General features: G+C 69.6%; 10 protein-coding genes. 4 read left to right on the forward strand and 6 right to left on the reverse strand.

Annotated elements, in window-relative coordinates; all coding sequences use genetic code 11:
• The first annotated feature begins 130 nt into the window (after window positions 1-130).
• The 3 genes from FOF48_RS11690 (at window position 131) to FOF48_RS11700 (ending at window position 3,509) form a co-directional block, all read left to right on the forward strand.
• Window positions 131-2,065: a bifunctional UDP-sugar hydrolase/5'-nucleotidase gene (locus FOF48_RS11690; RefSeq protein WP_143900915.1), complete on the forward strand. Its 1,935-nt coding sequence runs from the start codon at window positions 131-133 to the stop codon at window positions 2,063-2,065.
• 375 nt (window positions 2,066-2,440) lie between these two features.
• A complete protein-coding gene (locus FOF48_RS11695; protein WP_143900917.1) occupies window positions 2,441-2,842 on the forward strand; it encodes an MGMT family protein in 402 nt (133 codons plus the stop codon).
• Between the two features lie 121 nt (window positions 2,843-2,963).
• The gene (locus tag FOF48_RS11700) at window positions 2,964-3,509 is read left to right on the forward strand and encodes a M15 family metallopeptidase (protein ID WP_143900919.1); all 546 of its coding nucleotides are present in this window, start codon (window positions 2,964-2,966) and stop codon (window positions 3,507-3,509) included.
• Window positions 3,510-3,528: 19 nt separating this feature from the next.
• Here the strand turns inward: FOF48_RS11700 and FOF48_RS11705 are convergent, their stop codons facing one another.
• Window positions 3,529-4,221: a discoidin domain-containing protein gene (locus FOF48_RS11705; protein WP_143900920.1), complete on the reverse strand. Its 693-nt coding sequence runs from the start codon at window positions 4,219-4,221 to the stop codon at window positions 3,529-3,531.
• A gap of 632 nt (window positions 4,222-4,853) precedes the next feature.
• Here FOF48_RS11705 and FOF48_RS11710 point away from each other — a divergent pair.
• The gene (locus FOF48_RS11710; protein ID WP_143900922.1) at window positions 4,854-6,206 is read left to right on the forward strand and encodes a sigma-54 dependent transcriptional regulator; all 1,353 of its coding nucleotides are present in this window, start codon (window positions 4,854-4,856) and stop codon (window positions 6,204-6,206) included.
• Window positions 6,207-6,220: 14 nt separating this feature from the next.
• Here FOF48_RS11710 and FOF48_RS11715 read toward each other — a convergent pair whose 3' ends face one another.
• The 5 genes from FOF48_RS11715 to FOF48_RS11735 form a co-directional block, all read right to left on the reverse strand.
• Entirely contained in the window at window positions 6,221-7,057 is an 837-nt protein-coding gene (locus tag FOF48_RS11715) for an amidohydrolase family protein (protein ID WP_143900924.1), read from the reverse strand.
• Window positions 7,058-7,064: 7 nt separating this feature from the next.
• Complete coding sequence (locus FOF48_RS11720) at window positions 7,065-7,760, reverse strand: hypothetical protein (protein ID WP_143900926.1); 696 nt, start codon at window positions 7,758-7,760, stop codon at window positions 7,065-7,067.
• Between the two features lie 283 nt (window positions 7,761-8,043).
• Window positions 8,044-9,129 carry an aminotransferase class I/II-fold pyridoxal phosphate-dependent enzyme gene (locus tag FOF48_RS11725; RefSeq protein WP_143900928.1) on the reverse strand — a complete coding sequence of 362 codons (1,086 nt, stop codon included), beginning with the start codon at window positions 9,127-9,129 and terminating at the stop codon, window positions 8,044-8,046.
• 15 nt (window positions 9,130-9,144) lie between these two features.
• On the reverse strand, window positions 9,145-11,001 hold the full coding sequence (locus FOF48_RS11730) for a hypothetical protein (protein WP_143900930.1): 1,857 nt from the start codon (window positions 10,999-11,001) through the stop codon (window positions 9,145-9,147).
• 17 nt (window positions 11,002-11,018) lie between these two features.
• Window positions 11,019-12,362: a hypothetical protein gene (locus tag FOF48_RS11735; RefSeq protein ID WP_143900932.1), complete on the reverse strand. Its 1,344-nt coding sequence runs from the start codon at window positions 12,360-12,362 to the stop codon at window positions 11,019-11,021.

Below are 12,362 nucleotides of genomic sequence, written 5' to 3' on the forward strand. Positions count from 1 at the left end.
GCACGGGCAACAGCCGCGGACCCGTGTCGAGACGAAGTCGGGGCGCGAGCTTCACCGCGCCACCATGAAGTCGCGCCATCGTCCACGAACCAGAGTAGGTTCCCCCTCCCTGTTCGCTGGAGCTCCGTCGATGCCACAAGCCACACCGCGCTCGTCACCTCTGGGAGCGCGTCCCAGCGTCTTCCTGCTCGCCGGAGCGTTCGTCACCGGCATGTTCCTCTTCGCCCATGGCGGCTGCGGAGGTGACGAGTGCCAGGACGCCGCCGACTGCCGCTTCGATCACAGCACACCGGCCGAGGGCAAGGAGTGGGTCTGCGAGGACAAGCGCTGCGAGCAGCATCCCGTCCAGCAGCCGCCTCCGGATGCGGGCTCGGACGCGGGGATGCCCGACGCGGGGACGCCCGACGCGGGGATGCCCGATGCGGGGAGACCCGACTCGGGGATGCCCGACTCGGGTCCCACCACGGTGAGCGTGCAGGTGCTGGCGTTCAATGACTTCCACGGACAGCTCGAGGAGCCCGCGGGCCAGATCCTGACGGGCGTGGCCCCCGACGGTGGACCGGTGCGGGTGAACGCGGGCGGCGTGACGTACTTCGCCCGGCACATCGCGGCCCTGCGGGCCACCAATCCGAACACGGTGGTGGTGGCGGCGGGAGACCTCATCGGCGCCTCGCCGCTGCTGTCGGCGCTCTTCCACGACGAGCCCACCATCGAGGCGATGAACCTGATTGGCCTGGACCTGGTCGCGGTGGGCAATCACGAGTTCGACGAGGGCAGCACGGAGCTGTTGCGCATGCAGTCGGGCGGCTGCCACCCGGTGGATGGCTGCCTGGACGGGGATGGCTTCCCGGGCGCGAAGTTCAAGTTCCTGGCGGCCAACGTGGCCACGGGCGTGGACCGCACGCTGTTCCCCCGCTACGACGTGCGCGAGTTCGAGGGCGTGAAGGTGGCCTTCATCGGCATGACGTTGGAGGAAACGCCGGAAATCGTCACGCCCACGGGCGTGGCGGGGCTCACCTTCAAGGACGAAGTGCAGACGGTGAACGCGCTGGTGCCGGAGCTGCGGCGGCAGGGCATCGAAGCCATCATCGTGGTGGTGCACCAGGGCGGAATCGCGACCTCGGGCTCGCTGGTGAACGACTGCAAGGGCGCGGGTGCGAACGGCCTCATCTCAGGTGCCATCGTGGGCATCGCCAAGGGCCTCGACGACGCGGTGGATGTCATCGTCAGCGGCCACACGCATCAGGCCTACAACTGCGTCATCGACGGCAAGGTCGTCACGAGCGCCTCGTCGATGGGGCAGCTCGTCACGGACATCGACCTGACGTTGAGCAAGGCGACGGGCGACGTCGTGGAGGCGCGAGCGAACAACGTCATCGTCACCCGCGACGTGCAGGAGGTCGGCGAGGTGAAGGAGCTGGTGACGAAGTACCAGGAGCTCGTCACGCCGCTGGCCAACCGGGTCGTCGGCTGGGTGGCGCAGACGCTCAGGACACAGTCAGACTCCGCGGGCCAGTCCACCCTGGGCTACGTCGTCGCGGACTCGCAGCTGGAGGCGACGAAGCCCGCGAACCTGGGTGGGGCGCAGGTGGCCTTCATGAACCCGGGCGGCGTGCGCGCGGACATCGCCCAGGGCGAGGTCACCTACGGCGAGGTCTTCACCACGCAGCCGTTCGGCAACAGCCTGGTCACCCTGACGCTGACGGGCGCGCAAATCGGGCAACTGCTGGAGCGGCAGTGGCGGTCGTCGGGAGCCACCCTCATGCTGCTTCCGTCTGCGGGCTTCACCTATGCGTTCAGCGCGTCGGCGCCCATCGGAAGCCGCGTCGACCCGGCGTCCATCCGGATCAACGGCGTGCCAGTGAGCCTGACGGCGGAGTACCGCGTCACCGCGAACAACTACCTCGCGAGTGGGGGTGATGGCTTCTCGGTGCTCGCCGAGGGGAAGAACCGGCTGGGTGGCGCCGTGGACAGCGACGCGCTGGAGGCATACCTGAAGGCACACAGCAGCCAGGCGAGCCCCTTGCCCGCCCCCGCGCTCAATCGCGTCACCGTGCGGCCCTAGAGCGCCGGACAGGTCAGGTCACGACGCGCGAAGGTGACGCGCGGCGACTTCGAGGTCTGGGTCGAGCGCTCCGAGAACCGACCGCCAGCAGCGGTCGCTCGCAGACATCGGGAAGCCTCAGGAGCTTCTGCTCGCGAGCACTGCACTTCATCGTGGGCTTCCATCGGTCCAACCGGCACCTCCATGCGGAGGTGACCGGAGCACTCGGCGGCGGCTCGCGTCGGCGGTGCTCGTAAGCGATCGATTTTCCCTCGGGCTGATTCCTGATCGGCGCTCTAGCTTCCTGAAGGGGAGCGAATGCCTGGAGTTTCGCGTGCATCAGGCGATGCCCTGCGTAGGATTCAGGCCCTCACCCGTCCCCCCTCCGGAGGTCCCATGGCATCTCCCACCGATACGCAGGATCCCTTCGAGCGCATCTACCGCGTCTGCGAACAGGTGCCGGCCGGAAAGGTGGCCACGTACGGCGACATCGCCGCCATCGTGGGCGGCGGCTGTGATGCGCGCATGGTGGGCCACGCGATGGCGGCCCTGGGCTCGCGCGCGGCGAAGGTGCCGTGGCAGCGCATCATCAACCGCACGGGCGGCATCAGCACCTCCGGCCCTCGCCAGCGCGAGCTGCTGGAGGAGGAAGGCGTCGCGTTCGACGACAAGGGCCACGTGCGCATGGACGCGCACCACTGGGCGGGACCGAGCGACGCGTGGGCGCGCGCCCACGGCTTCAGCGTGCTGCCGCCCCGGGACGCGCCAGCTCCGGCCTCGCAGCTCAAGCTCTTCTGAAACACACCCCGCGTCGGGGCGTCCGGGCATCGGCCCGAAGCGCTCGGTGGGTCGGCTGCTTTTCAGCGCGGAATAAAGACGGCACCTTCAGGTCCTCGCCCACTCCTTGGACCTCCGAAGAATGTCCCCTCCCCTGCTCCCACGGGGCCTCGTGCTCCTGGCCTGGCTGCTGGCAACCCCTGGGTTCGCGAAGGACGCGAAGGTCGGCAAGGCCCAGGGGAAGGGCCCGCGGCTGGTGCGCATCCAGGGCGCCCACCGGCTCCACCGCGACGCGGCGGCGGCCTTCGAGCGCATGGCGGCGGAGGCTCGCGCGGCGGGGCGGGCCCTGCTCGTGACGAGCGGGTGGCGTTCGTACCAGCAGCAGCGCTTCCTTTGGCGCCGCTACCGCAACGGCCTGGGGCCCAAGGCCGCGTGGCCGGGCCGCTCCAACCACAACCGCGGGCTGGCGGTGGATCTGGTCGTGGGGAGGGACATGGACTCCCCCACGTATGAATGGCTCGCGGCGAACGCGTGCCGCTTCGGCTTCCGGCGAACGGTCGCGTCGGAGCCGTGGCACTGGGAGTACCGGCCGCGAAGCACCGCGACGCCCCAGGACGGTGAGGACTGCCTGGGGCGTCCGGTGGAGAGTGAGCCCGCGTCAGCCGTGGTCCGTCAGGACGCCAGCTAGCGCGTGCGCCTCCGTCACCTCACTGGCACCTGCCGAAGCTGCACGTGAGCGGGAAGCCACACGTATTGCCGCAGCAGGGCCCGTTCCGGTAGCCGCAGGACTCGCAGCGGTTCGACACACCACACCCACCCTGCACGCAGTAGGCCCCCGAGCAGCAGGTTTCACCGATGTGGCCGCAGAACAGCTGACAGGTCCCACCGCTGCACGTGAGGACCCCTGAGCAGACCTGCCCCGGGCAGCACGTCTCGCCGTTGTAACCACAATGGGCCTGACCGCAGCCGAACAGCTCCAGCTTCCCCATGGAGACGACGACGATGCCCGCCGCCGGATCATTGTCATCCGTGATGTTCAGCCGGTACTTCAGGTAGCTTCCCGGGGACCCCACCGTATAGGTGCGGGTCTGCAGCCCGGGCCAGCCGGTCTCTCCCGAGCGCGTGTCCACCACCACCCAACCGCTGCCATTCCATCCCTCCAGCGTCCAGGCGCTGGGCGCGCGACTGGTCAGCGAGCCGTTGGCGAACGTGATGGCGTAGCTGGTGACGAGCCGGGGCGTGAAGTCCGTCCACTCGTAGGCGATCCACGCCGGCGTTTGATAGACGGCGGAGATCCACATGCTCGTGTTGGAGCTGTCGAAGGCCTGCCAGGCCTCATACGAGGAGTCATAGGCGCCTGACCGGGTGACACTGCCGCTGGGGGCCGTCGCGCTGGTCATCGCTGGCACCAGGCTGACGGTCGTCGAACAGCTCAGCGCGGCCTCGCTCGTGGCCAGTTCGGGTATCGCCGCGGCGCTCTCCTCTAGCGGCGCTCCAGGCGAATCGGTATTTCCACAGCCAAGGGCGAACAGTGAAAGCAAGGCACTTCCCAGGACGACGATACGGCCAGGATTTCTCATCGAGATGAGCCTCCAGGATTCGGAATGGTGAGCCTTTGACAACTCACACCCAGAGTCTCAGTTGCTTCACCCTCGATGTCCATCACCGCGCCCCCCGCCCTCCCGTTCTTCCGTGGCGGACGCCGCGGCGCGCACGTGCGTGCGGTAGCGTTCCGGTGCGGGTGGATCGCCGGCTGGGCAGGGGATGCACTTGGGCACGAAGATGTCACCCAAGACGCGCTCCTTTTTCATCGCCAATGCGAGAAGCGTCGGGTGCCCCCATCCGCGATAAAAGCCGGCGAGCCAGACTGTATTCTAGTCGATACTCGGCGGGAGCGCCTCCATGAGCAACCCGTGTATGAGGCATGCTGCTGGCGGGTCGGTATTGCCCGTCCAGGTTGGTGTTTGGATTGGAAGTCGAGCGCCTGGATTTGAGGGGGAGCCGTTGCGCGCCATCCGAGATCGGGTGCTACATGAAAACCTGGATTCGCTTCCTGGGGAGTCGCGCCACTCAACTCCGGCAGACGGTGCTGGGAGCCCTCCAAGGCTCGGGCCTCGAGATGGTGTCGCGCCCGGAGGAAGCTCCCCCTGGCCTCGGAGTGATTGTCTTCGATGAAGTGGAAGCGAACACGCTGGAAGCCGTGCGGGACTGCCGGCTGAGCCCTTCGACACGGGTCCTCGCGGTGGCCACGACGGGCCAGGGACTCGGTGAAGGGGCTTGCTGGCGGCTGCTTCAGGCGGGAGCCTCGGACGTGCTCGTCTGGGAGGGCGCGCGTGACGCGGCGGCGGAGATCGCCGCACGGCTGGAGCGCTGGCACCAGGTGGAGCGGCTCATCGAGTCGCCCGCCGTGCAACGGCGCCTGGTGGGCCGGGCCGCCACCTGGCTCCCGGTGCTGCGCCAGCTCGTGGAGGTGGCCGCGTTCACTGACGCCTCGGTGCTGCTGCTCGGGGAGAGCGGCACCGGCAAGGAGGAGATGGCCTGTCTCATCCACGAGCTGGACATGCGCCCGGACAAGCGGGAGCTGGTGACGCTGGACTGTACGACGGTGGTGCCGGAGCTGTCGGGCAGCGAGTTCTTCGGGCATGAGCGGGGCGCCTTCACGGGAGCGACGAACACCCGAGACGGGGCCTTCGCCCTGGCCCATGGCGGGACGCTGTTCCTGGACGAGGTGGGCGAGCTGCCCCTGGCCCTCCAGGCTCAGTTGCTGCGGGTGGTGCAGGAGCGTCTGTACAAGCGCGTGGGCTCCAACACCTGGCAGCGGACGGACTTCCGGCTCGTCTGCGCCACCAACCGCGAGCTGTCCCAGCAGGTCGCCCAGGGCGGCTTCCGCCGCGACTTCTTCCACCGCATCCTGAGCTGGGTGTGCCGGCTCCCGCCCCTGCGCGAGCGACCCGAGGACATCCTCCCGCTGGCCCAGCACTTCCTCCGGTCGATGCGACCCGACATGGCGCTCGAGCTGGATCCCCACGTGCGGGAGTACCTCCTCAAGCGCAGCTACCCGGGAAACATCCGGGAGCTGCGTCAGCTCATCGGGCGCCTCTGCAAGCGGCACGTGGGCACCGGGCCCATCACCGTGGGCGACATTCCCCCCGACGAGCTCCCTTCCTCCGAAGGGCTCGGGGACTGGCAGGACGTCTCGTTCGCGCAGGCCATCCAGCGCGCCCTGTCGCTCGGGGTGGGGCTCAAGGAGATTGGCCGGAGCGCCTCGGACACGGCCATCCGGCTGGCCCTCGCCGAGGAGCAGGGCAACCTCCAACGCGCCGCCCGGCGGCTGGGCGTCACGGACCGCGCGCTCCAGCTCCGCCGGGCCCAGCGCGACGAATAGCCGGAGTCATCGCCTCAGCATCCGCCGCCTCGGAGCGCATCGGGGGTCCAGGGGTCTCGCGGCTCTTCCTCCACCGAGGGGGCCGGGCCCTTCCAGGCAGACCTCCGCCCCAAGGGCCTTGGGCGGCACCGGCCCATCAATCGCAGCAGGTTGCCCCCCAACACGAGCTGCCGGTCCTTCGGAGACAGCTCCAGCGCGAGCACCTTGGCCAGCTCCACCCCCGGGTGCAGCCACGGGCCATCCGAGCCGAAGAGCAGCTTGTGTGCCCCGGCCCGCTCCACCGCCTCCTCCAGCAGGTCGAAGCGGCGCACCCCAGCGGTGTCGGCGTGGACGTTGGGCAGGCGCGCCAGGAGGTCCAACAGCGCGCGCTGCGCTCGCCAGTCGTCCGCGAAGCTGCCCAGGTGCGGGATGATGAAGCTCACCTCCGGGTACTCGGTGGCGATCAACTCCACACCGGAGACTTCTCCCATCACGTCGTAGAGGATGGGCAGCGCGAAGGCCCGGGCCACCTCGCAGATCTCACGGGAGATGCGCGCGTCGTAGCGGTGGACCTTGATGCCCCGGAAGCCGTAGCGCCGCACGGCCTCCTGGACCCGCTCGAAGACGCGCCCGCGGTCTCTCACGGCATGCACGAAGGCGAAGCCGTAGAAGCGCTCCGGGTGGCGTTTCACGAGGCGGGCCACCTGGCGATTCGCCGTGGCGTAGTCGGAGTGGAACGCGGCCAGCAGCACCGTGCGGGAGATGCCCGCGGCGGACGCGCGCCGCAGGTAGTCGTCCAGCGGCGCGGAGGTGTCCCAGGGGCCGGTGAGCCCGTCGCCCTTCCCGGCATGGCAATGGCAGTCGATGATCATCGTCGCGTCATCGGCGCTCGAACAGCTCGTAGAGCGCCTTGTCGGGGAGCGAGAGCGCGCGGTTGGCGATGCCAGGCGCCTTGGCGGCCCGGACGCCCCATGGATTCGGCGGGAGCAAGCCCTGGATGGAGACACCTCCTCTCACGCGGAACTGCCGGATGGAGCTCAGGTTGCGAAGGCGGCCCGCGGGGACGGCTCCAGAGAGCAGGAGCGCGCGGATCAGCGCATGCTCCACCGCCCTGCGAGCCTGTCGGGTGTTGGGTTGAATCGTCCCGAACCAGACCGTGATGGGCTTGGGCAGCAGCCCCCCCTTCTGGGTGAGCCCCATCTGGTAGAGGCTCAGCAGGCGTCCTCGCCAGCGCCCCTGGAAGCTGTCCGTCTCGCCCACGTAGAGGGGAAGCCCCTCCTCCTCCACGACGTACAAGCCACCTCCGGCGGGAAGCGCGGAGAACGGGTGGCGATCAATCTTCCGCACCGACCAGGAGAGGACCTTCGCGGTGACGGGGCCCCGCTGTGCCTCGAGCTCCTGCGACTCCGCGGGAGGGGGCCCGTCCTGCCCGGGCGGAGCGTCCGAGGGTTCCTCGGGAGGCGCCACATCCGGCGGCGGCTGCGCCGCGGCCACCGGCTCGACGCTGTCGGGAGGGGGCTCGTTCAGGGCCGGCTGGTAGAGCGGGTAGCCGTACGGCCCTCCGCCGTAGACCACCCAGGGGCGGCCCCTCGGCCACCGCCGCCCCGGCCTCGGCCCCTGCCCCTGCCCCTGCCCCTGCCCGGGGCTCCGCCACGCACGGGCCGGTCTCGAACCCGAACGCCAGACCTGCGCCCGGGGGACGCCCATCATCCCGCGTCCGACCCCGAACCGCCTCGCGCCGGGCTGGAGTGCACGAGCGCGGCGCGCAGGTGGCGCACGGAAGGACCGCGCGAAGTGGCCCTCCTCTTCGCCTTCCCACTCGGACTCCAACGCGTCTTCGCTCTCGTTCTCGTACCACTCATTCATGACGTGTCCTCCGCTGCTGCCTTCCGTCGACGGCTTCCACCAGCGCCTCCACTGCGTGAGTCAGCTCCTCCGCGCCGTGCCGCGCGGTGAGGATGAAGCTCACCGACACCTCCGGACCGCAGCGCGAGCGCTGGAGCACGGTCCGGATGCCACGCCGGTGCAGCCGCTCGTGGACCGCTCGCGGGTTCACCCCGCGAGGAAGCTGGATCCGCTGCACCGGGAACCGCCCGCCCACCGAGGACAACCCCGACCGCCGCAGCCGCCCCCGGAAGTGCGCCACCCGCAGCGCCAGCGCCTCCCGGAGCGCGTCGCCTTTCCGGCGATTGATGGCCACCGCGTGCTCGGCGGCATGGAGATCCGCCACCGAAGGTGGACTGCAATGCATCCGCGTCTCGCTGCGCTCCTCGTACCTGGCCACCACCCGCGCGCCGCCGGCCATCAGCGCCATCGGCACACCCAAGGCCTTCGCCATCGAGCCGCACCACAGGACATCTGGCCCGTGGATGCCGTACCAGCGCAGCGAACCCCCTCCGCCGGCTCCGTATGGCAGGCCGGGCCCCGGCATGCCGAACACTCCCAAGGCTTGGGTGTCGTCCAGGATGAGCAGGCCCCCATGGGCCCGGACCACCTCCAGGTACGCGTCGAGCGGCGCCAGCGCGCCGCAGCCCGGACACCAACCGTCGCAGACCACCACCGGCCGGAGCCCCTGGCGCGGCGCCCGTGCCAGGAGCCTCGCCAGGGCCTCGGGCGAATGATGGGGAAAGCTCCTCACGGGTCCGCCGCGCGCCACCACCCGCTCGAACCCCCACCGCACCACCGGGTAGCTGCCTTCATCCCAGTAGAAGGCCACGGGGCGCCCCGCGAGCGCTCCGAACACGTCCCAGAACAGGTGCAGCGTGGAGCGGGCGAACAGCCCCCGCTCGCAGCCCACCAGCTCCGCCAGGGCGCGTGACGTCTCTTGCGTTCCGGGGGGCTCCTCGAGGATGGCCGGAGTGCCCAGGGTGAGCCGCTCCCACGGCGCGAGCGATCCGCTGGAGTGCTCCAGGCCCAGGTAGAGCGCGGAGGTGAAGTCGAGCACCGGCGCCGTCCCCCGTCACCGCCTCCGCTGCAGGGCCAGCCGGTTGCGCAGGTGCACCGAGGGGGACACGTAGCGCTCCGCCAGGCGCTGCTGGTCGGTGATGTCGACCGCGAGGTCCACGCCGGTGACGGCCCGGTACGCGTGGATGTAGCCCTGGATCTCCGGCCGCCAGTAGCGCGCCCAGTTGGCGGCCTGGTTCGGGTCGTTCGTGATGCTCCACGCGCCGTAGCGCACGGCCAGGAGCACCTGCTCGCCGTAGACGGCGAGGTCGTGGAAGTGCACCACGCTGACGTCCGTCCACCCCAGGAGCGACTTCATCGCATCCACCCGGTCCATCCACGGCTCCGGGTAGGGCACCATCACCCGCCCGCCGAGGAACTCGCGCATCTCCGGGCGCGACAGCAGCCACTGCTGCATCAGCATCTCCTGGCGCGCGGTGGAGGGCATGTCTCCGAACTGGTTATGGGCCCCCTGCGCCAGCAGGTAGTGCGTCTCCTTGAGCGAGTTGAGCACCGGGAAGCCGTCCGACACCACGGTGGTGTCATCGTCCTGCCGGAAGAACTGCACGCATTGGTGGAGCAGGTTGTGGAAGGACTCGAGGAACTTCGAGCGCCGATCCGCGGTGCGCATCCCGGACACGGCCTTGCCGTGCAGCGTGAAGCCATATTCGTGGTCGTACTCGTGGGCGCGGCGCACGACGCTCAGCCGGTGCTGCTCGTCCTGGAGGTAGCCCCACAACACGTTGTTGAGGGGCCGCAGCGGATCGATCTCCATGTTCGCCAGCGGATCCCGGTCCCCGGGCCCGCGCACGTTCTGGAAGCGATTGCTGATGTAGTTCATCGCCTGGACCAGCATTCCCTCCTCGTGCCAGTAGTTCCAGATGAGCTCCAGGAAGGTGGGGTAGCCCAGCTTCTGCTGGAGGATGCCGTAGCAAGCGGCGTAGTCGTCCTCCGGAATGTTCCGAGGCGCGATGACCGGCACGTCGGGGAGCTTGTTGCGGATGATCGCCAGGTAGGGGAGCGCGACATCGGCGCTTCCGTTCACATCCTCCAGGTAGTGCTTCCACACGACCTCGAAGTCGAAATCGCGAGGAAGCGTCTGGCCGAGGCGACCGCCCTCCACGCGCGCGTCCAGCTTGTCCAGCAGCTCCGTGAAGTCCACCAGCACGCCCGTGCGCTCCAGCATGAAGGCCTCGGTCAGGGCCTTCAGCTTCCGGTAGGCATCCACGCCAGGGAATGGCAGCCGGAGCTTGGGCTTGCGGATCGGGGTCGGCCTGCCCGTGCCCGGCAGGCCCGTGCCCGGGTCCGTCATGTGGTCGGGCGGGCAGAGGTGTGCGTCGATGAACCGGCTGTATTGATCGAAGGAGAGCCAATCGGTGGTCTTGCGGATGACCATCCAGAGGATGACGTCGGTCGTCAGCGGATGAAGGGTGCGCTGCAGCGCCACGGGGAGGACAGGCATGCGTCCAGCCGCGCCGAAGGAGTTGAGCTCGTTGAGCGCTTCGCGCACCACCTCCCGGACGTTCCTGTCGCCCTCTCCCGGGAGGAGGGTCAGCGACTGTTCGGCTTCCCAGGTGAACGCGGGCCTGGTGGAGCCCGCCCCTTCGAACTCCTCGAGGATGACCTTGGCCTTGAGGACGCCCGCGCGCCTCGAGCTGGGAATCGTCCAGGTCGCGTGGCCATTGAGCTCCTGCCTGTCCGCGCTGGACTTGGAGACCGGGGGTTCGACGCTGCCGGCCTCCACGGACCATCTGTAGACCCGATGCGTGAGCTTCGGGTTCACGTGGACGGGGGACGCCGACAGTTCGACGGTGGCACCCGAAGCGCTCGAGGTGACGGTGGTGGGTGAGAGAGTGAGTGTGACGCCAGCCATGATTCCATCCTCCAACGCTAGGTGACGACGTTCCGCGGCAACGCGGGAGCCCGGAGCACCGACGCCAGGGTCCGCGACTTCGAGAGTGACGCGCAGGTCTCGGACGCATCGAGCGTGCTGCGCAGGGCCCAGTACTTGAGGAGCTCGGCCAGGGCCTTGCTCTCCTCCTCGGGAGTGATGGCCCCGTCGGCCCTGGCCTGCCCGATGACGGCGAACACCAGCGAGGGCGGCGACTCACGAATGCGGGAGCGCCGGGCGCGCCACTCCCGGTACAGCTCGGCGAGCCGGTCTGGCTGACGCTCCCGCGTCTTCATGACCTCCACCAGCGTGCGTCCACGAAGGGACTCCGGCCGGTGCTCCACCAGGAGCCGCGCGATGCGCGGCAGGCTCGCCTCGAGCGCGCCGAGCACCCGGCGGTGCTGCTCGGACAGTCCGTCGATGGGGTAGAACGCCTTCCACAGTCGCGCCAGCCGCGCCCACTGCGGATGCGGATACAGCAGTCCGCCCAGCGCGCTGCTCAGCTTGACGCGGATCCACGGGATGGGATGGGGGTCGTCCATGTTCAGCCGGAACACGAACGGCCGCGGCAGGCTCACCACCCCCATCAGCCCCACCGTGGCGGTCACCCCCACGCGAGCCACCGACCAGAAATCCGCGACGACCTCCGAGATCCACCGCTCCCACAGGCCCCAGACCAGCGCGTCCTCGGGCCCTTCACGCGGCACGTCGCGCAGGGCCACGCGGAGCGAGGCCACCAGGTCCAGCAGCGCCGCCCCCTGGTGCCCCACCTCGTGGAAGAGGGAGGACGCGAGGCTGCTGCCGATCATCCGCTCGCGGGGGACGCGGATGATGGCCACCGGGTTCGCCCCGCCGCCGGGCAGACGCGTGCGCGCCCGGCGGATGGCCGCTCCGGGGCCGCGAGCCAGGTAGCAGATGACGGGCGGCGCCTCGTAGTACCCCGGCAGCTCCAGCGCGTTCTTGGAGAGCACGTCCAGCCCCGCCAGCCAGACGCCGTTGTCCGCCTCGCTGCGCTGGCTCATGGCCTCGCTGAAGATGTCGAACTGCGACAGCACCACGTTGAAGCGCAGCCGCAGGAAGGTGAAGCGCCGCTGCGCCTCGGCGGGGGCCGCGTGTCGGCCCCAGGGGCCCTCCAACCACGCGAGGTACTGGTGGATCTGCGTCCGTAGCTCACGGCGCCCCTTGACCAGGTAGCTCTCCAACGCCGCCTGCGCTTCGACGGAGAGCGTGGCCGCTGGGACCATCGTCTCCGACATGGCGAAGGACTTGATGCGCTCGAGCCGGGTGAGCAGCGCGCGGGCCTCCTGTGACAGCATCCAGGAGGCGAAGGAGCCGGAGGACAT

The sequence above is a fragment of the Corallococcus sp. Z5C101001 genome (genome assembly GCF_007352635.1).
Taxonomy (GTDB): domain Bacteria; phylum Myxococcota; class Myxococcia; order Myxococcales; family Myxococcaceae; genus Corallococcus; species Corallococcus silvisoli.